15 protein-coding genes are annotated in these 26,662 nt (G+C 40.6%); all 15 read left to right on the top strand.

The window, feature by feature from the left end; all coding sequences use genetic code 11:
* The first annotated feature begins 249 nt into the window (after window positions 1–249).
* Window positions 250–516: a type II toxin-antitoxin system RelB/DinJ family antitoxin gene (locus QZN42_RS05415; protein WP_296954992.1), complete on the top strand. Its 267-nt coding sequence runs from the start codon at window positions 250–252 to the stop codon at window positions 514–516.
* 1,232 nt (window positions 517–1,748) lie between these two features.
* Entirely contained in the window at window positions 1,749–2,618 is an 870-nt protein-coding gene (locus tag QZN42_RS05410) for a hypothetical protein (RefSeq protein WP_296954990.1), read from the top strand.
* 348 nt (window positions 2,619–2,966) lie between these two features.
* A complete protein-coding gene (locus QZN42_RS05405) occupies window positions 2,967–6,104 on the top strand; it encodes an exodeoxyribonuclease V subunit beta (protein WP_296954988.1) in 3,138 nt (1,045 codons plus the stop codon).
* The gene (locus QZN42_RS05400; RefSeq protein WP_296954986.1) at window positions 6,104–8,770 is read left to right on the top strand and encodes a hypothetical protein; all 2,667 of its coding nucleotides are present in this window, start codon (window positions 6,104–6,106) and stop codon (window positions 8,768–8,770) included. The genes QZN42_RS05405 and QZN42_RS05400 overlap by 1 nt, the downstream gene beginning before the upstream one ends.
* A gap of 26 nt (window positions 8,771–8,796) precedes the next feature.
* The gene (locus QZN42_RS05395) at window positions 8,797–12,183 is read left to right on the top strand and encodes an SNF2-related protein (RefSeq protein ID WP_296954983.1); all 3,387 of its coding nucleotides are present in this window, start codon (window positions 8,797–8,799) and stop codon (window positions 12,181–12,183) included.
* Window positions 12,176–14,641 (top strand): DEAD/DEAH box helicase, encoded by a 2,466-nt coding sequence (locus QZN42_RS05390; protein WP_296954981.1) that lies wholly within the window; start codon window positions 12,176–12,178, stop codon window positions 14,639–14,641. Before QZN42_RS05395 ends, QZN42_RS05390 begins: the two co-directional genes overlap by 8 nt.
* On the top strand, window positions 14,641–15,438 hold the full coding sequence (locus QZN42_RS05385; RefSeq protein WP_296954979.1) for a hypothetical protein: 798 nt from the start codon (window positions 14,641–14,643) through the stop codon (window positions 15,436–15,438). The genes QZN42_RS05390 and QZN42_RS05385 overlap by 1 nt, the downstream gene beginning before the upstream one ends.
* Complete coding sequence (locus QZN42_RS05380; protein WP_296954976.1) at window positions 15,435–18,623, top strand: hypothetical protein; 3,189 nt, start codon at window positions 15,435–15,437, stop codon at window positions 18,621–18,623. The genes QZN42_RS05385 and QZN42_RS05380 overlap by 4 nt, the downstream gene beginning before the upstream one ends.
* Entirely contained in the window at window positions 18,620–19,330 is a 711-nt protein-coding gene (locus QZN42_RS05375) for a hypothetical protein (protein ID WP_296954974.1), read from the top strand. Before QZN42_RS05380 ends, QZN42_RS05375 begins: the two co-directional genes overlap by 4 nt.
* A gap of 137 nt (window positions 19,331–19,467) precedes the next feature.
* On the top strand, window positions 19,468–20,985 hold the full coding sequence (dndC, locus tag QZN42_RS05370; RefSeq protein WP_296954972.1) for a DNA phosphorothioation system sulfurtransferase DndC: 1,518 nt from the start codon (window positions 19,468–19,470) through the stop codon (window positions 20,983–20,985).
* A complete protein-coding gene (gene dndD / locus QZN42_RS05365) occupies window positions 20,982–22,937 on the top strand; it encodes a DNA sulfur modification protein DndD (RefSeq protein WP_296954970.1) in 1,956 nt (651 codons plus the stop codon). The genes dndC and dndD overlap by 4 nt, the downstream gene beginning before the upstream one ends.
* Window positions 22,930–23,313: a DNA sulfur modification protein DndE gene (gene dndE / locus QZN42_RS05360; protein ID WP_296954968.1), complete on the top strand. Its 384-nt coding sequence runs from the start codon at window positions 22,930–22,932 to the stop codon at window positions 23,311–23,313. The genes dndD and dndE overlap by 8 nt, the downstream gene beginning before the upstream one ends.
* Window positions 23,310–24,458 (top strand): cysteine desulfurase family protein, encoded by a 1,149-nt coding sequence (locus QZN42_RS05355; RefSeq protein WP_296954966.1) that lies wholly within the window; start codon window positions 23,310–23,312, stop codon window positions 24,456–24,458. Before dndE ends, QZN42_RS05355 begins: the two co-directional genes overlap by 4 nt.
* A gap of 20 nt (window positions 24,459–24,478) precedes the next feature.
* Entirely contained in the window at window positions 24,479–24,988 is a 510-nt protein-coding gene (locus QZN42_RS05350) for a DUF4268 domain-containing protein (protein ID WP_363916316.1), read from the top strand.
* Between the two features lie 987 nt (window positions 24,989–25,975).
* Window positions 25,976–26,197, top strand: coding sequence for a hypothetical protein (locus QZN42_RS05345; protein WP_296954963.1), 222 nt, complete (start codon window positions 25,976–25,978; stop codon window positions 26,195–26,197).
* Window positions 26,198–26,662: the final 465 nt, after the last annotated feature.

The following is a 26,662-nucleotide window of genomic DNA, read 5'->3' as shown; positions in this document are numbered from 1 at the left end:
CCCCCTGGCAAGGGGGGATTTTCCGTCTACCGGCCTTGCGGGCCGAAAAAACAAGCCAACCTCGCTTCGCTCGGGGAAAAGCCCCGCGGCTCGCTCCGCTCGCCGCGAACAGGAGAGCACTGGATCATGACTTGCAGGTTCTTTCGTACCAACCGTCTGTCATTTTCTATACCATAAAGAGAAATTAAATAAAAACGATTGTATTTTTCTTTATTTCCTCTTATAATCAAAAGAAAAGGAGGAATTTTTATGGCACAGAGTGTGAACGTGAATTTCAAACTGGATGCAGATGTAAAGAAAAATATGGAAGCCGCCTGCTCAGATATGGGACTCTCCATGAGCGCTGCATTTACCATTTTTGCCATTACCGTGGCAAGGGAAAGACGGATACCCTTCGAAGTCACCGCAGACCCCTTTTACTCTGACAGCAATATAAGATACCTGGAAAAGAAAATGAAAGAATACAGAAAGGGCACCCTGAGACTGGCAGAACACGGACTATTAGACGAGGAGTAAGTCCATGGAAAAGAGAAGACTGTTTCTGAAGAGAAGCGTTTTTTATATTTTCAGCACTACACAGATTGAGCACATATGAGAAAAATGGAAGGCATGCTGCAGGGCACCACCTTTCCTGGTATGGAAAGGTGGCTGCGGAGCAGCCGGAAAGGTTGTTCAATCCTGCAAGGCACATACGAGGCTAACTGACAAAACAATTTTGTGGAAATCGTCTCTATCCATTAGACGCGGGCTCTCCCTCGGGAGAGCTCCACAAAGTGGTGAGAGGGCAAATCGATTCGAAGAATCGATACTTTTTACATATAAGTTCCAAGAGTTCTCATCAAATGCTTGGCTGCCTTGTCATTTCATCGTAAAAAACAAAGAATGCATCGTGATTATCGTGAGTATCGTGGCTATCGTGAAGGTGGCGCGGCACAAATTGGGAAGCCGCGCAATTTTAATATTTGAACTCTATTCTTTGAAACATTGAGAGACCAGTTGTCTTCGATGACTTTGCATTGTCCGGGAGTCGGGACACGGGAATCGGGGTGGTGCGCTGCACAAATCATAAAGCAGCGCAGATTATATATTCCCGCCCACCCGCCCTAAAATCATACAACCGGCCCTGCGGGCCGAAAAAACAAGCCAACCTCGCTTCGCTCGGGGAAAAGCCCCGCGGCTCGCTCTGCTCGCCGCGAATAGGAGAGCGCCGGATCATGATTTGCATGATTTCTCCCATGGAAGTTCCGAGTTCCGAGGCTTTTATCAGAAGCCTGGCTGTCATTCACCCATGCCGGTGCAGCTAAAAAACAATGAATGCATCGTGATTATCGTGAGTAGCGTGGTTGTCGTGAAGGTGGCGCGGCACAAATTGAGAAGCCGCACAATTTTAATATTTGAACTCTATTCTTTGAAACTTTGAGAGACCAGTTTTCTTCGATGACTTTGCATTGTCCGGGAGTCGGGACACGGGAATCGGGGCGGTGGCGGCACACAATTCGTATAGTGCCGCCCTTTTTTTATTTGGCCTCTGGCCCGCAGGCAAAAAACAGGGGAAAGGGGAAAGAGGTAAGGGAAAAGGGAAGGTGTGCCGCTGATGCGGCACGAGTAGATAGGGGGATTCTGCACAGGCGGGGTTGAAAAGCTCCTGCGAGTCGAAATTGTCCCTCACAGGGGGACCTGGAATGGGGCGAGGAGTAGTACAATACATATAGAAAGATATTCAGTTCGGACGTAAAGGATGGGATACTATGGCACAGCCAAAATTTGACAAATACGAATCAGTCCTTCTTCTGGATGCTTACCTTCAGATTGAAAACGGAAAGAAATGGAAAGACGCCAAACGGGACCTTTCCTGTGCCCTCCGGCAGAAAGCGCTGAACAAAGGAGAAGTCATCAATGACATCTACCGCAACGAAAGCGGAATGTCCTGGCAGCTGGGCTACATGAGCAAAGCCTGGACCGGAGAATATACAGACAAAAACAAACCGGCTAGGATTTTCTTGGAAACCGTAGACCTTTACCGGAATGCTCGTCCCGCCTATGAGAAACTCCTTCAGGAAGCAAAAGACCTCGCCAAAGGCCCCAAGGAAATGCCCGCAACCGTAGCGGAAGGAGAAGAAACAGACCCAGAACTGATTGGAGCCATAAAGAATGAAATGGAAGGAACTTTCCGCCCCTTCGCTCCATCAAAACTGGGCCGTCGGAAAAAAGAAATCATCCGTATAACCATTACCAGTCACTCCGGATACTGCCCCGCAGACTATGCCTATGACGATGAACTGACCATCGAACCCACCGGAATCCGCTATAACCGGAACCCATATATAGAAACAGATACCAACCTCTCCCGCCACTGGGCTTACCATACCGACAGCTCCTCCTTCAAAAACTTCTTTGAGGAAGCAGCATCCAAAGTTCGCAAAGTCCTTGCCAAAACCTGTATCTTCGAAGTTGAAGACGTCCCGAGTCGGGGAATCTCCATTACCTATTCCGACAATAAAAACGAAGGACAAGGCTACATCCGCATGCCAGAAGAATACAAAGAATTCGCCGCAGTCGTAAGGAAAATGGTGCCGAAATTCGAAGGAAAGCCGGAACTGCTGAAGTTTAATGGATAAGGCGATGTAAAAAATAATATTTCGAATATTCAGAGGATAATTATCAGTGCTGGTACACTGAAATGGGTGTAAATGGCCAGCCATTCACTTTATTAAAGAAATGAAGATCATGATCTGTTATAATAATGTATATATAAAGGAATAAGTTTTGCACATAGGAGCAGTTGGAATGGGGAATAACCAATTACAGGACTTTGTGTTGGCATATAAGAAGAAGGAATCATTGATTGTTAATCGATGTTGAATAGAGCCTGCTTGGGTATCTGATTGTATTTGATAATCAGGTCTTATAAGCAGGCTTTTTATTATTTGGAATTAACTTTGAAATAGATTACGGGAGTGGTTTTTATGGCACATATGGTTGGTCGTCCATCAGACTATGCAGGAGAAGGAAAAGTCTGGGAAGCACTTTCTCATGCTTTTGAAAGGAATGGAGTTATTTATACAAATCATAGTTTTGAATTTCTTGAGTGCGATGATTGCCTGATGATTGATGGAAGTTGCATTTTTATAATTGAAGTAAAAGGATGGCAGGCAAAGGATGTTGTTAATGTAATCAGCGAAGATGAAATCATTCTTGCAAAGTCCACAAAGTATGTAAGGAATCCGAGAAGGCAGGCCAGGTTATATAGATTTAAAACACTTGATTATCTGAGGGACAAGTTGGGATTTGAGCCTCTGGTTATAGATATGGTATGCTATCCATTCATATCTAAAGAAGGGTTTTTAAAGAAAAAATTGGGTAATGAAGAGCATGTATCTATGACACTGTTTGCAGAGGATATCAAAGATACAATTACTCTTGAACAAAAAATTTTAAATGCTTACGAAATAATGAAAAGCAAAATCCCACATCAGGAATTAACTCATGAAATGTATGTGAAAATAAGAGAATCTCTGGAGACTGATTATTCGCCTAAATTAAAGCAGCAAGATCCGAATCCAGGGTATTCCAAATTGAGAGTTTTTGCCAATTCAGCTGATGATTCTGAAGTTGAAAAAATCGTCAATGAATATTTTAATGGCATTAAGCAGTATGTTTTTGTAAATCATAAAGAGAATACAGAAAAGCTGATACAGGCCTTGAATAAGGAATTCAAAGCCAGGCATATTGTGCCACAGGGTGGAAATATTGGTATTGGAGATGTTGAAGACAACGCCGGATTTGCGGATTCTTTTAATATATTCAACTTTGAAGTAGATTATGTTGAACATTTAGCTGATTATACAGATCAGAATGTATTGATCAATGAGGGTGAATGCACTCCTGAACAGGAAGAACTTCTTAAGAAAATAGCAGACTGCACAGCATTTAACTACCAGCAGTATTGTATCGAACATGCTTCAGCTGATCATAATATCCTGGTCAAAGCAGGTGCTGGAACAGGGAAAACCTATTCAATGGTTTCCAGAATTGCTTTCTTGTGCAATAAAGTAAAGGATCATGTGGAAGATTTGGTCAATGATATTGCTATGATCACATTTACTAATGATGCTGCAGATAATATGAAAAAACGTTTAAAGCAGCTGTTTTTGAATTATTTTACTTTAACAACTAATCCCAAGTATTTGCGATATATCGAAGATTTGTCTCAAATTCAGATTTCGACGATTCACAAATTTGCGATTTCTATTATGCGTAAGGATTGTCTAATGCTGGGGATGGGTAATCAGTTTGATATTTCCAGTGAAACATATCATAGAGATCAGATTTATCAGCAGCATTTATCCGATTATCTGGAGAGAAAAATGGAGGATGATCCTGATTTTTCCTATCAGATACACATGCCGATTTATCAATTAAAGAAGCTTTTGATTGCTTTTGCTGGTCAACTTTACAATAAAAGCATTGATGTAAAAGCATTGGATTATGACTCATTGGGAGATCCTCCGCAGGAAATTAGCTATTTTAATGAATTAATTGAAGAAGTTATGGTTCCAGCAGAAATTGAGTATCAAGATTACTTGAAATCTCATAATCTAGTGGATCTCGGGCAGTGCATGATTCTACTGAATAGGCTTGTCAAAAACAATTCGCTTCAAGATCATGGTCTGTCTTACCGATATGTATTTGTAGATGAATTCCAAGATACTGATGATGTTCAGATTGATACAATTCTTCATCTGCAGTCATTGTTTGGTAAACAGTGCAGACTCTTTGTTGTAGGTGATTTGAAACAGAGTATTTATCGATTCAGAGGGGCTACATTAAGTGCATTTGATAAAATCGAACAGTTAAATGGAACAGCGAAGGTTCTGGATTGGAAAGAATATACTCTGAACCGGAATTACCGCAGTGATGCAGGGTTACTTTCTAAATTTGATGAGGTTTTCACAAAACTTGGTGAACAGGATCTCCTTCCATACCGTAAACCGGATGATTATTTGAGCAGTAGAATCAAGAAGCAATACAGCGGCGATGATCTGGTGCGAAAAATTGAAGTGCAGGAGAGTAAGGAGGATTCTTTATACGAGGCAATTATTGAAGAACTAAAGAACCAGATTACCGGACTGAATGATCTATGTAACAAAGAAAAACTCAGCAGCGAAGAAAAGACGATTGCGATTTTAACACGCTATAACTGGCAGATTAATAAGATTGTAGAAAAGGCAAAGGAGGCCGGTATTACCGTAGATGTTACAGAGGGCGGTGATCTGTATCGACTGGATCCCTCCATCGATTTGTATAAATTGACACTTGCTTTGACGCATCCGGAAGAACCGGTCTATCTGGTTAATTTCCTTCTCTCTAACTATGTGGCAATGAAGAATTCTTTATTACCGCTGCATTCCATGGCACCGGCAGATCGCAAATCGGAACTGTATCGAATTATGGACGAATACTTTGTATTGCGTATGGAAACCGGCTGGGGTCAAATTATTAAACAGTTTCAGGCGAAACCGGTCCTGGCGGTTTTGCGCGATATTTATAATGCATTTCAACCGTGGAAACATTTCAGCCTTGACCCGGATAGGCAGAGGTTTTATCGGGAAAATTTTGAGTGCCTGATAGAGGAACTGATCAAGACTTATCGGGGGGATTATTTGACCTTAAATATGGTCAATGAATTCCTGACGATCAATATCACAACATATCAGGAACAATCGTCAAGAAATCAAAATAGCGAAAATAATTCAATTCGCGTGATTTGTACTACTATTCATAAATCGAAAGGACTTGAGTATGGAACGGTTATGCTGCCATTTACGTATGAAGATATTTCCAAATTAAAGATGAATGGAGTGAATGCCAATATGCTTAACGGCAAGTTATCCTATATGATTGGCATCAAATCGGGAAATCGCACAGAGATGGTCCATAATAGTAATTATCAGGAAGATCAGGAAAATACGGAACGGGAAAAAGAAGAATGCCGCATTCTCTATGTTGCTATGACCCGCGCTATTAGGAATTTTGTATGGCTTAAAAAAATCAGTACCAATGTACAAAACAGCTGGGGTAGTCTTTTGGAGGTTGATCAGTAATGTCTATTTCTATTTTTACATACAAGGATCCATATCAACTGCCAAAGGAGCCGTATTGGGCTTTTATAAAGGACGCTTTCCACCTCTGTGTTTCTCAGACTATGGTTAACGGACTTTGTGATCAATATGGGAAAGATTTTTATAAGGGGAAGTTAACGACAATTGCTGCCTTTCTTAAGGAACTATATGCAGATTGGGAAAGCGATGCGGTAACTATTGCCCAATATGCCGCTATTGATCATGTGATTGCAGATGAGAACCTGCTAGTACAATTTCCGGCAGAATTAAAAGACACGATATACGAATCTCTCAGAAAAAATCGCAGCAGCATTTATGAGAGTATTCGAATTCTTTTTGAGATGGGATTGAAACCGAAAGATATTCATAGGGATCAATTAACTGTAGAACAAAAATTAATTGTTTCTATTTATGAGGAATTGATTAAGTCGGATAAGCCGGTGTTTCACTTACAGGAATCTTTTTCCGAGGATGAAGTTCTTCAGGCAATTAATAATACAATTGCAACAGTTGTTAATAATAACAAGGGACTCAAAAAGCCAAGCCTTGCTAAAATGGCGGAAATTGATCGTACCAAAGTAGTAATTCATGGTATTCATCAGTTCAGCCCCCTGATGCTTCGCGCTATTGAGATCTTAGGAAAATATTGCACAGTATTTATTATCTTCAACTATCGTCCGGACTTTAAGAATATATACCGGACCTGGCTTAATGTATACGAAAATTTCGAACCAGAAATTCACAAATCTGAATCAACCTATCCTATTTTCAGTTTCGGTGCTAATGGTATCAAAATTGCTGATAATATGGCCGCATTAACGAATGGAGATGCTTATGGGTTAAAGAAAATCAGTAATCTGGAAATCCTGGAGTTTGATAATCCCACTGAATTTGCCGGTTATGTAGCCAGATTATTTGAAAAAGCAAAAGAGAACCAGAAACTAAATCATAATGTTCATCCCGCACTCTATTATATGAAGGAACAAATTTATGCTGCCAATAGTAGTGTAAATGATATTCTGAAGATTTACTTTCCAAATCAGTTTGGAGAAAGACAGTTCCTTGATTATCCCTTAGGTCATTTCTTTATTGCAATTACTAATATGTGGGATCCGAAAGAAAATGGATTACGTATCCAGGACATGAATGATCTAAAAGAGTGTCTTTGCTGTGGAATTCTCAAGGAAAATAAGCCGGGAGAATTAGTATCCATATTTAATAAAACTCAGCTTTATTTCAAAAATGCAGAAACGATCAAGAGAGTTCAAAAGCAATTGAAAAGACTAAGCAGTCTACATGATGATGTGGATAGTGATTTTGCCCGTAAAATAGGATACTGTCAGGCAACCGGCCAGGAAATTGAATCGCTTCAGTCTGCACTGAATGATTTAAATAAAATCGCTCAGTATTTCTATCAGGATTTCAGCGAAGAATCCAGCAGCTTTCAGAAGTTTTATCAAAAAATCAGTGAAGTCATTCACCAGAAAATTCTGCCAGACCCGAATCTGGATGAGGAGTTCAAAAATATAATAACCCGAGTTCTGGATCGATTGAATGAAGTTAAAAATGTCAATGTAAATGCATCCTTTGAATGTCTCAAGGAAACTATGCAGATTTATTTGCAACAGAATCCAGCAGACGGAAAAGGTGCAAACTGGATTGTAAGGAACTTTAACCAGGTTGATGGTGATATTCTCAGACAAAATCGGACGGACGTAATACGTATCAATCATTTTGCCTGTCTGTCTGATTCAGATATGAGCATCACTTACGCTGATGAATTTCCATGGCCCCTTGATGATCATTTCTTTGAAGTAGTCCAGGTGCCGGTGGATTGGAAATACAATGTGTTCTTGACGTCACGGAAAGAATACAAGAATTTCAGGCGGTATGCATTGGCTTATGGTTTAGCTTTCAGCAGGGTTCCTGTCAAATTGAGCTATATCAAACATGAAAATGACAAAGACATGGAGCTTTACTATCTTCTCCGCATCCAGAAACCAAATATCGTGCCTTATGCTCGGCTGGTTTCTGAGAAGGTTTTGGCAGATGATTCAAAGATCAAAGTAAATTCAGGCAAAGAAAATATTGAATATAAGCCATATGACGCAGTCAGGTACCGGATGTGTCCTTATCGCTTTCTAGTTGAATCGGTTGTAGAAGGAAACACGATATATAGAGATGATTTTCTCCTCAATCGCTATTTGACGGTATTGCTTGAAAATGATGCAAGAAACAATTATAGCGGACAGCCATATATTGAAGATCTGGTTCGTGAACGCCTGGAGAATAAAATGGATGATCTGGAGAGTTATTTCAGCTATCTGGTGTGGGCTGAAAAAATGGATTGTCAAAGAGAGGCTGTAGATTATTTGTCTAAAGTTGTAAGAAAGAATAAATTCCCGGCTATTAAACCAGATGATTTATGGTATATGAGTCTGCGGGACAATTTTCTGGCAGCCAAATTATCGGATAAAGATAAAACCAAAGACGTATTTAGAAAATCGGATCAGACTGAACTTTCACAGGATTTTCCGGCGGAACTGGAAAAAGTCAACCATTTTGATAAACGAATTTCCAGTATGTGCAATGGATGTGCTTCGCGAAACCATTGCCTGGAAATCTATAAATTCAAAAGAAGAAACTAATCTGATACATCAGAGGGGGAATTTGAATGCTGAAAGAAGGAATGTATGTACGATGCCCAGTGGATAGAGAGTATCCGGGTGAACCGCGCCAATTTGCAGCGGGAAAGATTACTGATATCGATGTAATTAATGATACTGCAGCCATTGAGTTTGAAGATCCATTTAACCATAGGCAGTTTTATGAATCCATTCCTCCCTTCGCACAGGGAATTCCTCTTAAAAAACTGGAAAGGAGTATTCTTCAAAAAGGCGATGTAGTTTCTTTTCAAGGGAGAAGTCATAAAATCCTGATTAACTGGAAAAGCAGAGAGAATCGGGAGAGTTTAATGGATGGCTCGCTTTTTCATTACTATATACAGGATTTAAATACTAAAGAGATCAGGAATGTGGCCGAATCTGAACTGGAAGTGCCATTTATTTGTGCTGACCCCAATCCGCTTGAGCAGTTGAAACATTATGAATTTCAGAATCCCTGCTGGTATATGGGCCGTCAGGTAGTTATGCGCACCATGAATGTATTGAATAATTCAATCAATGGGTTCAAAACACTGGCTGGATGCCGTATATACCTGAAGGCATTCCAGCTTGAAACTATTATGCGTTGTCTGCAAAGTAAGCCAATGCGTTTTATGATTGCCGACGAAGTTGGTTTGGGGAAAACGATTGAAGTTTGTTCAATTTTGAAAATTTATCTGGAGTCCAATCATGATCAAAAGGTCTTAATTGCGGTGCCTGCACAACTAGTATCTCAATGGAGAATGGAGATGCTGCATAAATTTGGCCTTTATGAAGGAATAGATGCCAGCGGAAACGAAATTCATTTAAAAGCCGTGGAACAGATTTCTGATATGGAGCTACGGGAGCCTTGGAATTTTCTGGTTGTGGATGAAGTTCATAATTATCTCCATAATTATATTGAATATCGAAAGATTTATGAATTAAGCCTGAAGGCATCTAATGTTTTTCTTCTAAGTGCAACGCCTATCCAGCAAAGAGAAGAAGAATATTTAAATTTGCTTCGACTTATACTCCCTGATAAATATGGTGATATGACCATTGAAGAGTTTAAAGAAACACTAAAACTTCAGAATCAGGTAACTCGGGATATTACATTAGTCATGGATGCTTTAACGGATATTGATGAAATCATTCAGGATGTTCAGAATGACGGTAGAGATCCTTGCAGTGATGAAGAAGTGCAGGATGAGTTACAAGATCTCATTGATCAGTTAAATCATGTGTCAGAAAATATTAATGATCATACTTTTGAAGCAATTGTTTCTGGGATAGATACAGAATCAAAAGATTTGGGGATTCCAAAGATTAAACTGGCTATCGCTTATATTTGCGAGAATTATCAAATTGAGAAAAATATGATTCGCGGACGCAGAGCAGTCGTGTCTGGAAAATTATCTGATCTGGATAAGGATAAGGAATTTTCGGATAGAGAAAAAATAGAAATTGCCTATTCAATTGAAAACCCGAAAATCCTTTATGAGGGAGATGCTTATCACGCGTTGTCAGAATGGATATCCGGTATGCAGGGAAATATTACAGATTCGCAGGCGGAACAGAATATTATTCCTCTGATTAGATCTTTTTTCAGCTCTCCCTGGGCATATTATGCGATGCTTCGGCATCTGGCAGCTGAAGTACATATTCCAAATGAAGTTAAGCGGACCGCAGAACTATGGCTGGAAAATGAGAACTCTGCAGTTGATGATATTTCAACTACTTTAGATGACCCTGATGAACATCCATCCAGACTGATCAAAATTATCGATGCATGCATGAATATTGTTCCTTTTGGCAAAAAAGCTGTATTTTTTACAGATTTTCCTGAAACTTTTACGAAATACCTCAAGGTCTTTGATAGCTGTTTTGGCGATGAAGTCGTTGGATATGGGAAAACTCTGGCGCCAGAAGTTTCTGAACGAAATATGTATCACTTTCAAACGGATCCCAATTGCCATTATTTGATTTGCGACCGTAGTGGCGGCGAGGGAAGAAATTTACAGATGGCTGACTATGTATTTCATATTGATCTACCCTGGAATATCAGCGATCTTGAACAGAGAATAGGACGTTTGGATCGTATGGGAAGAAATGTGGAAATCCCGGTCACTTCTCTGGTTGTTTATGCAAAAGATTCATATGAAGAGCAGCTGTTTGATCTATGGGATCAGGGATTAAACGTTTTTACTCAACCTCTTAGTGGACTGGAAATCATTATGAATGAAATTTCCGGTCAATTAAAAGAGACACTGGAAACCGACTTTGAGTCCGGGCTAAAGAGCCTGATTCCGGACATGATCAGTAATGCTAAAGCCACAAGAGCGGAAGTAAGACAAGAACAGATTTATGATGCGGGTGCTCAAAAATTTGGCCCTTTATATGCACAGCTAAGGAAACTTTTAGAACAATATGATTTAAACGAAAATGATCTGTTCGCAAGGACTATGATGAGCTGGGCTTCATTGGCAGGATTTGAACATCCCAGCCGTCTTGGTGAGTTTAAAAAGATTGGCTTCAATGCCTCCCACTTCTCAATAAAAGCAGCTTTAAATACTTATCTTTTGCCACCTGATTGGAATAGTTATTTAGAAAAAATCAATCGGGAACAACTTTTGGATCTTGGAGAAGAAATATCTGTACAATCGAAAGTAAATTCTCATAAACACGAGACAATATGGGGCACTTTTAATCGTGATGTGGCGATTAAAGATGATTATGTACATTTTTTCGCTCCTGGAGATGCAATTTTTGATTGTATTGTAGGCAATGCGATCCATTCGTATAAGGGCATGTGCTGTGCCTTTGCAGCCCTGTCAAGTATCAACTGGGAAGGGCTTGTTTACACTTATTCAATTCAACCAAACGAAAGCATATTACTCCACCACGGTATGACAATTTATGATGTCAGCCTGTTTCGCAGTTATCTGGCTTCATCGATGAAAATTATACCTGTTGCAATCACTCCTACTAAAGCGACGCAGGAAGAGGTGAGCAATGAGTATAACAGAATTATTTCTAATGGATATTTCAATGCACGTGATGATATTCAACATTTGGGTAGACGCAAGATCATCAGACAATTGGGGGCAAGTAATATCGATTTGTTTAAGACTCGCTTCGATGAATCCTCATGGAACTATCTGATCGATAAAACAAGCAGTCTGGCGGAAAAGGTGGCTAATAAAAGATTTGTCGGGGAATCCGATCTAAAGGGAGCCCGTAATATGATTAACCAGATATTATCCGCAAGAAAAGCGGTTGCGGCCTTTTATGGAAATTATTCTGCTGATGAAATTGAAAAGATAGAACAAAGATATGAAGTTGTACTGAAAAGTTTAAAAAATCCGGTGATTCATTTGGAATCTGTATGTTATATGAGGCTTTATGATCATGAATAAAGAATTGATTATTCAAAATGTGGAAGCTTTAGTTAATGGACATAGTTCTTTCATTAAACCGGAGCTTCTGACTGGATCAGAAAACGCAGTTGAACGTTATATGATAAACACAGTTCGTTCTTTGGAAATTGAATATCATCGGTATTGCCTGGGGAAGTCGGGAATCTCTGATTATTTAGGCGCTTTGCGTGCTTTTCTGATCAGTTTTCAGGCTAAAATACATGTCTATGATGCTCGTATACTGGAAAATAATGATTTTGGCATTTATCAGGATGACGAAAAAAGAACCTGGTATGCAGTGGCGGATGTTCCAGATTGTTTTAAGCACCCCGAATTTGTTGAGTCGGCTTTTATCAAGAAAGAGACGCCGAGCGAAAAACACAAAAGTAAATATCTCCTCCAAACTAATCCTTTTATTTTTAAGTTGACAGACTTTGAGAATTTTAAATCCTTTGAACAGAAACTATGTGTACACGGAGCTTTGAATACGCCGGAGGGATATACAACATTAATTTGTATGCCAACGGGCGGTGGCAAAAGCCTGGTGACACAAACTGTTGCGTATTCTCATAAAACCAGCTTGACTATTGTTGTGGTGCCAACCGTCTCTTTGGCTATAGATCAGGCAAGAGCCGCAGCTTTAAATATAAAATCACCAACCAAGGATCAAGAAATATTTGCCTACTATGCCGGTATAAAAAATCCGGATCAGATTTTTCAATCCATTAAGGAGAAAAAGGCAAAGATACTTTTTATTTCCCCAGAGGCATTATTAAAAAATGAGATATTCAAGGATCTTGTGAGTGGGGCTGCAAAACAGCATTATCTACAGAATATTATTATTGATGAAGCGCATATCGTTGTTTCCTGGGGGGATTCTTTCCGTGTGGACTATCAGTGTCTGGAACCCTGGCGAAAAGAAATTTTTAGATTTAATCCTGGGCTGAAGACTTTTTTGCTTAGTGCTACTTTCGATGATCGAACAGTCAGCCTCCTAAAATCAATGTTCAATTATGATAATCGATGGATTGAAATTAGATGTGATGCACTTCGCAAAGAGCCTCGGTTCAGCCTGATCAAGGTAAATAGCATATTAAAAAAGAGACAAAAAGTACTGGAGCTTGTTAACAAACTGCCCCACCCAATGATTATTTATGTTCATTCACCGTATACTGCTGAAGAATTAAAGGTATTCCTGGCTAAATATGGTTATCAGAATATTCAGACCTTTACCGGAGAAACAGATAATGAAGAAAGAGAGCGTCTTATTCAGGATTGGGTGAATAATCGATTTGAAATTATGATTGCTACATCTGCCTTTGGCGTTGGTGTGGATAAGCCTGATGTCAGGACGGTTCTTCATTTATATATACCTGAAAGTGCAGATGTTTATTATCAGGAACTTGGCCGGGGCGGAAGAGATGGACTCCCCTGCCTGAGCGTCATGTGTGTGATTCCAAATACTGATTTTGACCAAGCTGTTAAGCATGTTACTAAGGTTTTGACCACAGAGAACCTGGAAAACCGATGGTTGACATTATTTACTAACCCGAAAAATATTTGGCAAAATGGCAAGATTGTGATGGATATGTCACTCCAGCCAAATAAAGACGGGTCTCAAGATTACGTGGTTGGTAACCAGCTCCATCAGCAATGGAATATTAATGCAGTTTTGCTGCTTCGGAGAAACGGCCTTTTAACAATTGATGAAATAAAAGTTCACGACAAAAAATATCTGATGATCATCAGTAATATTGATAAACGGTTAGAGCAGAGTGGAGCAGAATTAACTGCTTTACTTGATCAAATCCGAAGTCAGGAGCAATTAGAAGCTTTTACCAGACTGAAAGTTTTGAAAAGGCAGATTGACTGTGACAGTGAATTATGCTGGTCTGAAATGTTTTATGATACATATTCTTGCGCTTCCGAGTGCTGCCCGGGGTGTGATGAACATAGCAGGGCGATTATGGATGTCTATGGTGGGCTGCCTTTACGTAAAAGCATTAGCGGACCAAGAAAAAGCCTGACGAATATTGCATCAAAATATTTTCAAGGGGTACATGAAACAATTTATTTAAACGAAGATCGCTCCCCGGATGTTTTGTCTCTGCTTAAGAAATTTCAATTTAATGCTATTGTTACAGATCAATGTCTTGACAGGAGGCTGGATGTATCTGATGCACCCGATCTGATTGTTATGAATTATAGTGAACTTCATGATTTGTTGGAAATGGATAATAATTTTTATGTTTCCGGCTTAGTCATTGCAGTTTATGACAACAATGATCAAAAGGCTTTCCGGCAGCTTGCGAAAATACATGATTTTGTCACTAAAAGTGGTGGGTATGCTATTCATGTAATTGAACGAGATATCAAACCCGATTATGGCAAATCGTTTTCGGAAATGATTGATGGACCGATTATTACAAGAAACCTGATGAATGGAGATGGAAACTGATGTTTAATAAGATGGCAACAGAGCCTATACCGGCCCGTGTATTTGCATTATATAAGCTGGTTCAGGATAAGGGTTCCATCAGGAGGCAGGATCTGAAAGATCTTATGGAACCAACGGAATTAAATCAAGGTAAGACATCATATTTTAATAGTGTTGTAATAGCAGCCCAGGAATTGGGTTTGATTAAAGAAAGCGATGGCTTTCTCAGTTCCTTGATTGATAAAAAAGAAATTAAGACAATTGCAGATTTTCGGTATTACGTAATTGGGAAAATGGAGCAGTTGTCTGATGGGGATTTTTATAAAGTTACTGGTACGATTCTGAATTGTAATGAAAAGATTCTGCAATTGGGTAAGGTTTCAGATACCGGTGTTAGATCCATGCTGCAAAGTAGAATCGGTACAAATTTCAGTGCACCCGAATTGCGTGGATGGCGTTTTTGGGCACAGTTTATGGGATTTGGCTATATGCAGGATATAAAATTCCTGCCTAATGCCTATGTTTTTGTTAAAAACATATTGCCTCGCTGCGGTTGGGAAAAGAATGAATCTATTCCTATTGGAGAATTTCTAGATCAGATTGGATCATTTTATAAAGAGCTGGTTAAGATATCTCCAAGCGGTAATTGCCTTAATATGTCTTTCTCAAGCGCCCTGCGAGAACTACATGATTTTGGTGAAATTGAACTGCAGAATAATAAGGACCGGCAGGAAAGCAGAATTCTATATCCTTTAAAAGATTCATCCTTCTTTAATGCGCCTGTAACCGATGTTATCTATAGAGAGGTTAAATTATGAATACGGATATTGCTCCAAAACGATTTAAGGAAGTACTCCGGGTCGATGTAATTACCAATAGAAAAAGCGACTTTCTCGCATCTCACGTGCCATTTAAAAATTTGCACCTGGCAAAAAAACTGACAGCACAGGCTAAATTATCTGATGAAGATCAGAAGAAGTATTTCAGTGAAGAAGAAATCTATAGTCTCATTGCCGAGCCTGTTTTGGATGATCGCTTTACCTTAGTTACAGGCACCAACGGGGCCGGAAAGTCTCACCTGATTCGCTGGCTGGCTAATATGATGCGAATTCGGGAAGATGAATCGGAAGTAGTACTTTTTATCAAAAGAAATGATAATACGCTTAAGGGTACGATTCGTCAGCTTCTTGAAATCCCTGAGGTGCAGAATATTCACGATAAGGATCGTTATAAAAGGCTGGCAAATGCATCACGAACCGTGTCAGAAAGTCAGCTAAAAGATTTACTTTATTATAATTATATTGTTCACATTGAAGCCGACTTGAAAAATCCGGACGAAAAGAATATTAAGTTGGCACGAACAGAGAAAAAAAGACTGATCGCTCTCTTGCAAAATGCACTTTTTAAAGAACATGCTATGAGAGAAGATGGCCCTGTTGAAAGAATATATGCCAAAGTTGCAGGGACTGATTTTATTCAAAGTAGTGATGCCACTGCACAGTTTAATCCGGAAGATTTTTATATCTCTACGGGATTTTATGATGCAATGCATGCAGCCCAGGCTGATGGCATGGCGGAACGAATGGCAAGATTTTTACTACATGAACAGTTTTCCATGCAGGATAATGGAAGAGTAGAGGAAGAAGCGGGAAAACTTGCCCGATATATGAATTGGTTTACTGATGATGTGATCCAGGACTGCGCGGGTTTACAGGCTGGGGATATGCAGCAGATTTTTTCTGATATCAGAAAAGAACTTCATCGCCAGGGGAAAAATCTGACAATTCTTGTCGAAGATATTACATCTTTTACAGGGGTAAATTCCGCATTGCTGCAAGCGCTGATGACACCTCATACCGGAGAATATGCTTCAGAGAATTTGTGCCGGGTCAATGCAATAGTAGGATCCACTGATGGTTATTATAATGATAATTTCAGAGATAATTTTAAGGAAAGAATCACACAATTTGTGTGGGTTCCGGGAAATATCTTTGAACAGGACTATAATCGGTTGTATGAATTCTTTGCACGTTACCTGAATACCATGTCCCTTGATAGGGATACGGTAGACTATTGGGCTCAAACTGGGGCAAATCCGGAAAGTTACCCAGTTCATACGGAAAATATTGGTCAGTATTGGGATACTTACTCTTTAAATGGTCATGATGTCAGCCTCTATCCGTTCAGTAAACATGCAATCCAATTCCTGTATAACAACTGTGATCCGGATAAAAGGACGCCGCGCCGCATCATGCAGGATATTATTTTGCCTTATGTGGAAGAGATACTTCAATCGACTAAGAAATTCCCATCGAGGGAGATTAATCTTCGTGCGAAAGAAATCAAGCTGCGTAATAAGACAAGGGCCTTATGGAATGATCCACAATACAGTCGTTTACTTCGTTTCATGACTGTCTGGGGAAACGGAACCAACGATCAGGAAGAAAAAAACGGGATCACTTATGTGGGCGGAATTGCTCAATCCATTTATAAAGATCTGGGGCTACCGGATATTAAAGGGGAAGTTGCAGCTGCTCCGGAAAATAAATCTGAGACACCTGATACTCGCCTTGACAATGAGACTGATGTAAATGATGAAACAGATGGGAAACAGATTATTTCAAAACCCCTGGATGATGCCAATGAGGATACAAAAATTTCTTCGAAACAGCGCGAAAGATTGAAGCGGGCCGAAGAGGAACTTTCTAAATGGGTTAACAATTCATCATACACATTGGATGTCACTGCTACAACAAAAGGCGCAAGAGATTTTAATGAAGCAAGAAAAAACATTAACAATTTTTTGTACAATGTGATTGATTGGGGAGCTGAAGGCGTACCGGCTGATGCATTAACTAAAATCAGCACAGCAAAGGAACGCTTTTTCGTATCGCTAGAACGGCAAGGCCAAAGAAGTAAAAACAGTGCTATTGAGCTTCCGGCAAATAATGAGACCTCAGTTTTGATTGAAGCCTTCTTGAAATGGAGTATTCTGGGGAATCAGTCCTGGGATTATCCAGACTCATATGGCGACCTTCTGATAGTTCAAATTTGGCTGGAAAAGGTAAAGCCCCAGTTGGTTCGAGCCATAATGGAAGAAAATGGTAAACCAATTAATTACTTCAGCTATGCTGCCTCTATTGAGGCTTATCGCCAGCTTTTTAATGATATCCAGCTGAATCCGAAATCACTGAATTTTAAAGCAATGATGCAGGGGGCCGGCATAAAGAAGGACACGAATTCAATGGGGCATGTCAGGGAATGGAAAGTTTTCTGCCAGAAACTGAATAATAAGGAAGGCGATTCTTTTAGAGATACATTCCTGCAATACTATAATTTACCGCAGGGTAATGCAACAAGTTCCAACATATATATTCTGGATCGTTTGGAATTGGATCATTCCCTGAAGAAAACCAGTAAAAACAATCTGATTTTCCCAGATACAGAATTACAATTAGATGATCCCATTGTACATAGGCGAAAAATCAGCGAGAATCTGAAAGATATTCAAACCAAGGCAGCTTTAGTAGTTAGCAAGGAGAAAGAATCGCTGAAGACCACCATGGACGGGTTATCAGTATTCCTTGACCTTGATGAGATGGATGCTGATGATGTTAGAGATCTGGTTAAGGATATTAAGGATTTCTATGGGCAGACTGAATTAAATCATGTCTCTGTGAAATTGTATAAATCCAGTCAGGAAATTTCGGATATTAATAAGTCAGCTCCACAGATTAGCAAATCTTTAAAGGTGGGCCAGGAGGTCTTGGGATCATCCGATGATATTTCGTCGTTGGTAAAGCTTACTTATGATCCCTTAAAATATTTAGATCCGCTTTTGAAATTGTTAAATAAGGTATCTGTAGACATTGATAATGCAAATGATATTGTTTCCAGACGGATGATTCAAGCGGCAGGAACTTCGACAGAGCAGGGTAAGGCTTATTCAGAAGAACGGAAAGTATTGTCTGACTGTGAAGCATATCTGGGAGGTGATGATTGATGCTAATCCACGATCGTTTAGTTGAATCTACCAAAAGTATGAAAAAATTGTCAAAGGCTGAAAGTACAGCTAATGATTTAAAAAAGAGAAAAAATAATGATGCCTCGTTTCATAATCTGGTTATGGACTTTCAAAGAAATATGAAAACTTACCAGTATGCAAATCAACATCTTTCATATCAATTGCCTGAAGATCTGCGTCAACGACTTAAAATCTATATGCAAAGTTTGAGGAGTACAATCGATGATAATTCATTGGTTGATGAAGACTGCTTGAGCAGAGATAAAAGTGAAAGCAAATTATTGGCCACGATTTTGAAAGAACAATGGAAAATATTTTATGATAATAAACTTACCGGATATAACGGAAGCTTGGATATTTTAAATGGATTAGGGGACACCAGCCTTGGCATTGATCAATTAAGAAATCGTCTTGAAGCAGGACGTAATTGGGAAACCTTAGGAATGCCATACCACAATGGCACTAAAGAAATCATTGTAGTTTTGGCTGAAACGGTAACCCGGATTAATTCGCTGCTTAATGAACTGGATTTGACTGATGGGGTCAAGACCTTTTTAAGAGCGGTTAGCCAAAACTGGGCCAGTATGGCACTGCTTACTCCCGAAGTATATGACTGGATTCATAAGAAAGGAATTGGCGTGAGATTTTCTATTGGCTTTAAGAAAGATAATAACAATTATATTTAGCCGGTTAGTTGCTTATTAAATGAAATTTGCCAATAAAAGCAGAAAGATCTATACTAAAGTATACGTTTACTTTTTATAAGCTTTCTGCTTTTTCATGATTGATTACCTGAGATTTAAAGATGCCCATGGAGGAATAAATGATTACAAAGGATACGGTCAACGGACTGATGGAAACGGTACGAAATCTATATCTTGCTGACGAAATTCCTTGGGTAATCGGCTATTCCGGCGGGAAAGACAGTACGGCTGCACTTCAGTTAGTCTGGCTGGCGATTGAAGGATTACCAGAAGGGGAACGGAAAAAGACAATTCATATTATCAATACGGATACGCTTGTGGAATCTCCTGTTGTTGCTAACTGGGCGCATACTTCTCTCCGTAAAATGGATGAGATCTCACAGCAGAAACATCTGCCTTTTGTTACCCATATTTTGAATCCCAATTATGATGATACTTTCTGGGTAAATCTTCTCGGACGCGGGTATCCCTTTCCCCGTAAGAAATTCCGTTGGTGCACAGACCGTTTGAAGATCGAACCGGTGAATAATTTCATCAAAGCACAGATTGCTGAAAATGGAGAAATTATTCTGGTACTTGGAACTCGAAAAGCAGAAAGCTTAAGCCGGAGAAGGCATATGGAACACTATGAAAAGCTTCGCATGCGTGAACTTCTCAGCCCGAATCCAACTTTAGCTAATGAGCTTGTATTTTCTCCCCTGGAAAACTGGACGAATGATGATGTCTGGATCTTTTTGATGCAATATAAGAATCCTTGGGGCTATTCAAATAATGACCTGCTTACTTTATATCGTGGCGCAACAGCAGACAATGAATGCCCTTTAATGGTTTCTAAAAATCTGCCTTCCTGCGGAAAAAGCCGCTTTGGCTGCTGGGTATGTACCATGGTTGACCAAGATAAATCGATGGCAGCCATGATTACCAACGATGAAGAAAAAGCCTGGCTGACACCTATGCTGGAATTTCGAAATGAGTTTGGTGATGAATCCAAAGATCGTGACCGCAGAAATTTCCGCAGAAGAAATGGGTCTCTTCAGGGAAGTTATCAAAGGCTATATCATGGCCCTTACAAGAAAGAAGTCCGGGAAGATTGGCTGAAACGTCTTCTGGAAGTGCAGGTCGAAATAAATCAGATTTGCCCTCCTGAGTATAAGGGTATTGAGCTGATTTCTCTCCCTGAACTTCGTATCATTCGGAGAATATGGGTTAATGAAAATCATGAATTCGATGATACGCTGCCCAGAATTTATGAGGCAGTTACAGGAAAGCCGTTTGATGATCCGGAATGGATCGGAACTGATATATACGGTAAAAAGGAATGGGAGCTTCTGAAGGAAACCTGTCATGATCTCTATCCTGACGAAGAACTTGTTTTTGAAATGGCTTACAGTATGCTGGACATTGAAAACAAATCTTATGGTTTAAACCAGCGTAAAGGAATCATCGATTCCTTAAATAAAGCTGTTCGTCGGACTTTCTATAAAAATGAGACGGATGCGTATGAATACTATTCCCATAAAATGCAGCGTGAGAGAGATCTTGGCGGCAAGGTAAAAGATGAATTGTTTCTGCGGGATTATAAAGGAAAAATTTCCAATAATCCGGATGAACCGGAGTGCGAGGATGTGGATATATGATTATCAGAAATCTGACCCTGCATAATTTTGGTGTGTACGCAGGAACAAATGCATTCGATTTTCAGGGAGAAAAGCCGGTTGTACTGATTGGCGGACTGAATGGACGTGGCAAGACCACATTTCTAAATGCAGTATTACTGGCCCTTTATGGAAACCATTCTTCTGCATATAAGGAATCAAAGTATTCCTCTTATGGGAAATATCTGAATTCCTTTGTTAATTTATCGGATGGGACAAAAGAATCCTATCTGGAAATAAAATTTACATTGGAACAGGAGCAGATTGATACTTTCGTTATTCGCCGTTCCTGGAATAGCCTGAATAAGACGACTCATGATAGTCTGATTGTCTGGAAAAATGGGGAGTATAATCCATTTCTTACAGATCATTGGGACATGTATATTGAGAATATTCTGCCCCATGGACTCGCAGATTTTTTCTTTTTTGATGGCGAAAAGATAGCGGAAATTGCAGCATCTGATTCCAATGATGAAATCAAAAGTGCAATCAAACAATTGCTGGGGATCACTGTCATTGATACTTTGGAAAACGATATCCAAAGAGTACGGAGAATTGCTGCTAAAAAGGAATCCTCTGGCGGAAATGAGACGGAACTGAAAAAACTTGAGCAGCTTCGAAATGATGCTCAGGCTAAGTTGGAAAAGAAAGAGAATGAAATTCGTAAGGAACAGGAAAAACAGCAGCAATTAGCAAAAGATCTGGAAACTGCCAATGTTGATTATCGCACCGCCGGTGGAAATATTATTGAGCAGCGGAGCGATTTATATAAGCAGAAAAATCAGGCAAAGATGAAATGGGAACAAGATCGGAATGGGCTCATTTCAGCAGCTTCCGGAGTTCTCCCTCTTTATATGTTGCGTGACTTGATCTCCACTATTACCGATATAGGGGCAAAAGAACAGGAAGTACAAATCAACAATATTGCATTGGAAAAAATTCATGCTATGCTGGCAGCTTATCAGGAAGACCATTATTGTGGGCGTGATTTAACCGAATTTGTGAAGTATGTAGAGGAGGAAACTGCACAGGATACAGTGCGGCCAATTTTTAACCTTTCAGCGAATGCTCTGGCACAAGCTCAGAATTTGAAAGGTTTACTCCTTAGCAATGTGATGAAAGATGCAAATATCCTGTTGCAGCAAAGCAAAAAAGATCGCAAGAAAATCGGTGAATTGGAAAATTACTTATCTGTTAGCATAAACGAAGAAGCTGTCAATAAAATTTTCCGTAAAATAAAGAAAATTGAACAGGCACAAATTACATCTGAAGAGAAACTAAAAAGGCTTGAGTCGGAAAGGGCAGAACTTAGCGGTAAGTATCGTCAGGCTGCATTCAATTTTAATAAGTATGTTGAAAGCATGCTGCAGCATATGGAAGATGTAGATGATCATGCGCGTATTGTTAAATATTCAGATATGGCTTCTAAAGTATTTGCTGAATTCAAAAGAAGACTACAATATGCGAAGTTAAAAGATTTATCAGATACAATTACCGAGTGCTATAAACAGTTAACATCTAAGAAAAATCTGATTGATCAGATCGTTATTGATTCAGAATCGCTTAATTTCAATTATTTTGTTTCAGATGAAAAATTGGTTGAAAGGGAAACTCTATCCGCTGGCGAAAAACAGTTGCTGGTTATAGCGATTCTCTGGGGCATTGCCAAATGTTCCAAAAGAAAACTTCCGGTTATTATTGATACGCCTTTATCCAGGCTGGATTCGAAACATCGTACAGCCCTGATTCAGAAGTATTTTCCGCATGCCAGTGATCAGACGATTATTTTATCCACTGATATGGAAATTACAAAGCATTATTATGAACTGATGAAGCCGAACATAGGCGATGAATACACATTGATTTATGATGATGAAAGCCGAAGCACCATGATCAAACGTGGCTATTTTGAGGAGGGATTGAATAATGATTAAGCAAATCAGACTGTCCAATCGCTCCAAAGACAAATTGTCTCGTTTGAAAGGCAAGACGGGCATTCAGAATTGGAATGTACTTTGCCGCTGGGCATTGTGCTATTCCCTGAGCGAAGGGTCGATTCCAACGGATCTTCCGATTGTAGCTGATAGTAACCTGGAAATGAGCTGGAGTACATTTGCAGGCGGGTATGATGAAATCTATGAGGCGATTGTTCGTGCATGGTGTATCAAGAAGAAATTACCTCATGATGATGCAACTGTAGAAAAATATTTTAAACTGCATTTGGAACGAGGAATTGCGCATTTGAGCGGTACAAATTTCATTAAAAGTTTGGAAGATCTGATCCGTTTGGCAGAAGGAGAAAGTCGATGAGCGTTTATTTGGACTATAATTCTTCGGCGCCAATCGATTCTCGCGTACTCGATTTTATGATCGATATTTATAAAAATCACATAGGAAATGCAGATAGTCGTACGCATGACTTTGGAAATCATGCAAGGCAGATTGTTGCAGATGCAAGGAAACAGATCGCCCATCTTTTAGGCGTAGACTCTACCGAAGTATTTTTTACCTCAGGAGCAACGGAATCCAGCAATATTATTCTTCAGGGTTTACAGGATTATGCAAATGTAAGTGGTAAAAAACATATCATTACTACTACAATTGAACATCATGCTATTTTGAATACTTGCAAAATGTTGGAAAAACACGGCTTTACTGTTGATTATGTGAACCCGGAGAAAAATGGAAGAATTGATGCCAATGAGATCCTTTCCAAAGTGCGTGATGATACTTTGCTTGTAGCTGTAATGCATGTAAACAATGAAACTGGTGTGATTCAGCCTGTCCAGGAAATTGGTGAACAGTTGGAAAATAAGGATGTCTTTTTCTATGTGGATGCGACCCAGTCTGCAGGTAAATTAGTGGATGAAGTTAGCTTACTGAAATATGATATGCTTTCGTTCTCTGCACATAAATTGGAGGGACCGCAGGGGATTGGCGTCCTGGTTCTTCGCAAGAAAAATTATAGGCTTCCACCAGTGAAACCTATTATGTATGGTGGGCAGCAGGAACACGGACTTCGTCCGGGAACTACGCCGGTTGCTTTGGTAGGAGGATTAGGAAAAGCTTGTGAAATCGCCGAAAAAGAATATCGTCAAAATTCTCAAAAAGCAAAGCAGATCAAAGCTTATATTCTGGATGCTCTCAAACAATCGGGCGTAAAATACAAAATCAATGGAGATCAAGAGCATTGCATTCCCTCTGCTATAAATATTACTTTTGATGGCGTTTCATCGGAAGCTCTCATGCTTGCAACGAAACAATATCTTAGCATTTCCAATGAAAGTGCATGCAACTCTAAAAGTTATGAGCCCAGTTATGTATTGAAAGCTATGGGGCTTAAAGATGATGACCTCTATGATTCTGTTCGAATGAGCTGGGGTCCACAAACAGATCCTGATGCGGTGGAGGAAAACTGGAAAAAATTATTGATGGTAGTGAAATCCTTACAATAAAATTTTTTACAGCAGTTTGAATGGAAGTGGTTTCAATGTCCGAGGAATCGGAGGTTTTGGATTTATTTGAGGTGAAGCGGAGGTATTGGGAGTTTATGCTGCCCCGGCTTCAGGGTGCTTTTGCTAGGACTCTGAATGAGGAGGACGAGCCGTACTACAGCAAGAGTTATCCGCGGAGAGCGAATGCCATGGATGCGTATATCGAGAAGCATGTGTGCCTCCGGTGCGGGCTGGCGCAGAGGAAGGCGACGGTGGATCTATATTTCGCCTCTTCCGAGAAGCAGGAGAATAAGGACCATTTCGATGAGCTTTATTCTTTCCGGCGGGCCATCGAGCGTAAAATGGGCTGCGGCCTTTCCTGGGACCGGATGGATGATTTGAAAACTTCCAAGGTCTACCTGGAGCTGAAGGATGTGGATCTGTACGATTCGTCGGAGTGGAAGAAAATCGCAGACTTCCATGTAGAATGGGCGAGAAAGTTCTATGATGTGCTGCTGCCTTATGTGAGCTTTATCATTCAGAATGGATAATATATTACAAAAAGCACCTTTCGAAAGAGAGGTGCTTTTTGCTTTCCGGCGGATGGAAATATAAAATTTGCGGCGCTTACAAATTTGCGCCGCACCTTCCCGACAGCCACGATATTCACGACAATCACGATGCATGGTTTGTTTTTGAGCTGCACCGGATGAAATGAAATTCAGCCGGGCATCTGATGGGAAAACTCGGAACTTGGAACTTCTATGGGAGAAGAGCGGGAGATATATAAGGGCGGTGCTATATGAATGGTGCACCGCCACCTGCCCGACCGTCCCGCCGGCCCGCGCCCCGCGGTACTCGTGCGGTGAGCAGGAGAAGGCCGGAGCCCTGCAAGGCAAAAATGGAAGGCCCTGAAGTACCCTCTGGCAACTGGCAACTCCCATGGGCCCCAAAATAAAAAGATGGACCAGAAATGGCCCATTTTTTTAGTGGAAATAAAAATTTCAAAAAGTTCTTGACAGATCGTATATTTTCGATCTAAGATCGGATCGCCTGTGGGGGCTTTGGCAAAATTTCAACTTGTACGATTGAACAACCTTTCTGGCCGCTCCGCGGCCACCTTTCCATACCAGGAAAGGTGGGGCCCTGCAGGGTGCTTTCCGTTTTTCTCATATGGAACTTGAATGGATAGTGCAGAGTAAACATCAATCATCCTATCCGTCAGCTGCGCTGACACCTTTCCTATCCAGGAAAGGCTGACCATCTCCGGCCTCCGGCCGGTGACCGAGGGCGGGTGGGCGGGAATATAAAAAGGGCGCGGCTTTATGAATTGTGCCGCGCCACCTGCCCGATTCCCGTTTCCCGATTCCCGGACAATGACAAGCTTCTGAAAACAGCTGGTCTGTCAAGGTTTCGAAGGATGCAGTCTCTGGCAACTGGTAACTGGTAACTTCCATGGGCCCTAAACTGGAAACTGGCAACTTCCATGGGCCCCGAACTGGCAACTCGTAACTGGTAACTTCAATGGGAGGAAAATCATGGACGAAATGAAGAAACAAATCGAAGAAATGATGAAAAAAGACTACCGGACTTTCGTGAAAGCCCTGGTGTCCGTCGAAACGGGGGAGGAGGATCCGGCGCTCCTTTCCGAGATGGTGGAAAAATATATGAAGTCCGAAGACTGGATGCTCATCGATCCTCGTTTCTACTACTATAAAGATCCTGAAATGGCCTGGAAAGAAGGCTGGGAGTGGGATTAGGGGTGAATGTGACGGGAGTGGGTAGTACCGGGCTCCCATGGAAGTTTCGGGTTCCGGGGAGACACATTATTACGTAACGCATGAGGATTTTGAGTCAGAAAGCATTCTTACGATATGCAGCCCCCTTCACCCGCTTCGCGGGGGAAATCAGCGGCCTCCGGCCGCCAAAAGGAAAAATCCCCCCTTGATAGGGGGGATGCCGAAGGCAGGGGGGAAGATTTATGGGTGAAGTGACACATGAGCTTTTGCGTATAGAGGTGAACAAGCATTAATCATCCCATCCGTCGACTTCGTCGACACCTTCCCTAGCTAGGGAAGGCTGAGCATTTCCGGCCTTCGGCCGGTGATCGTGGGCGGGCGGGAATATAAAATCTGCGGCGCTTTCTGCTGTTGCGCCGCACCTGCCCGATAGCCACGTCAGTCACGATAATCACGATGCATGTATTGTTTTTTAGCTGCACCGAC

It is taken from the genome of uncultured Dialister sp. (genome assembly GCA_900314595.1).
Lineage (GTDB): Bacteria > Bacillota > Negativicutes > Veillonellales > Dialisteraceae > Dialister.
Note: the sequence above shows the minus strand (reverse complement) of the source record. Positions and strands in the feature narration are given on the sequence as shown.

Coding starts and splice junctions, on each gene's coding strand:
- QZN42_RS05415 (WP_296954992.1), top strand. CDS start 250: ATGGCACAGAGTGTGAACGTGAATTTCAAACTGGATGCAGATGTAAAG.
- QZN42_RS05410 (WP_296954990.1), top strand. CDS start 1,749: ATGGCACAGCCAAAATTTGACAAATACGAATCAGTCCTTCTTCTGGAT.
- QZN42_RS05405 (WP_296954988.1), top strand. CDS start 2,967: ATGGCACATATGGTTGGTCGTCCATCAGACTATGCAGGAGAAGGAAAA.
- QZN42_RS05400 (WP_296954986.1), top strand. CDS start 6,104: ATGTCTATTTCTATTTTTACATACAAGGATCCATATCAACTGCCAAAG.
- QZN42_RS05395 (WP_296954983.1), top strand. CDS start 8,797: ATGCTGAAAGAAGGAATGTATGTACGATGCCCAGTGGATAGAGAGTAT.
- QZN42_RS05390 (WP_296954981.1), top strand. CDS start 12,176: ATGAATAAAGAATTGATTATTCAAAATGTGGAAGCTTTAGTTAATGGA.
- QZN42_RS05385 (WP_296954979.1), top strand. CDS start 14,641: ATGTTTAATAAGATGGCAACAGAGCCTATACCGGCCCGTGTATTTGCA.
- QZN42_RS05380 (WP_296954976.1), top strand. CDS start 15,435: ATGAATACGGATATTGCTCCAAAACGATTTAAGGAAGTACTCCGGGTC.
- dndC (WP_296954972.1), top strand. CDS start 19,468: ATGATTACAAAGGATACGGTCAACGGACTGATGGAAACGGTACGAAAT.
- dndD (WP_296954970.1), top strand. CDS start 20,982: ATGATTATCAGAAATCTGACCCTGCATAATTTTGGTGTGTACGCAGGA.
- dndE (WP_296954968.1), top strand. CDS start 22,930: ATGATTAAGCAAATCAGACTGTCCAATCGCTCCAAAGACAAATTGTCT.
- QZN42_RS05355 (WP_296954966.1), top strand. CDS start 23,310: ATGAGCGTTTATTTGGACTATAATTCTTCGGCGCCAATCGATTCTCGC.
- QZN42_RS05350 (WP_363916316.1), top strand. CDS start 24,479: ATGGAAGTGGTTTCAATGTCCGAGGAATCGGAGGTTTTGGATTTATTT.
- QZN42_RS05345 (WP_296954963.1), top strand. CDS start 25,976: ATGGACGAAATGAAGAAACAAATCGAAGAAATGATGAAAAAAGACTAC.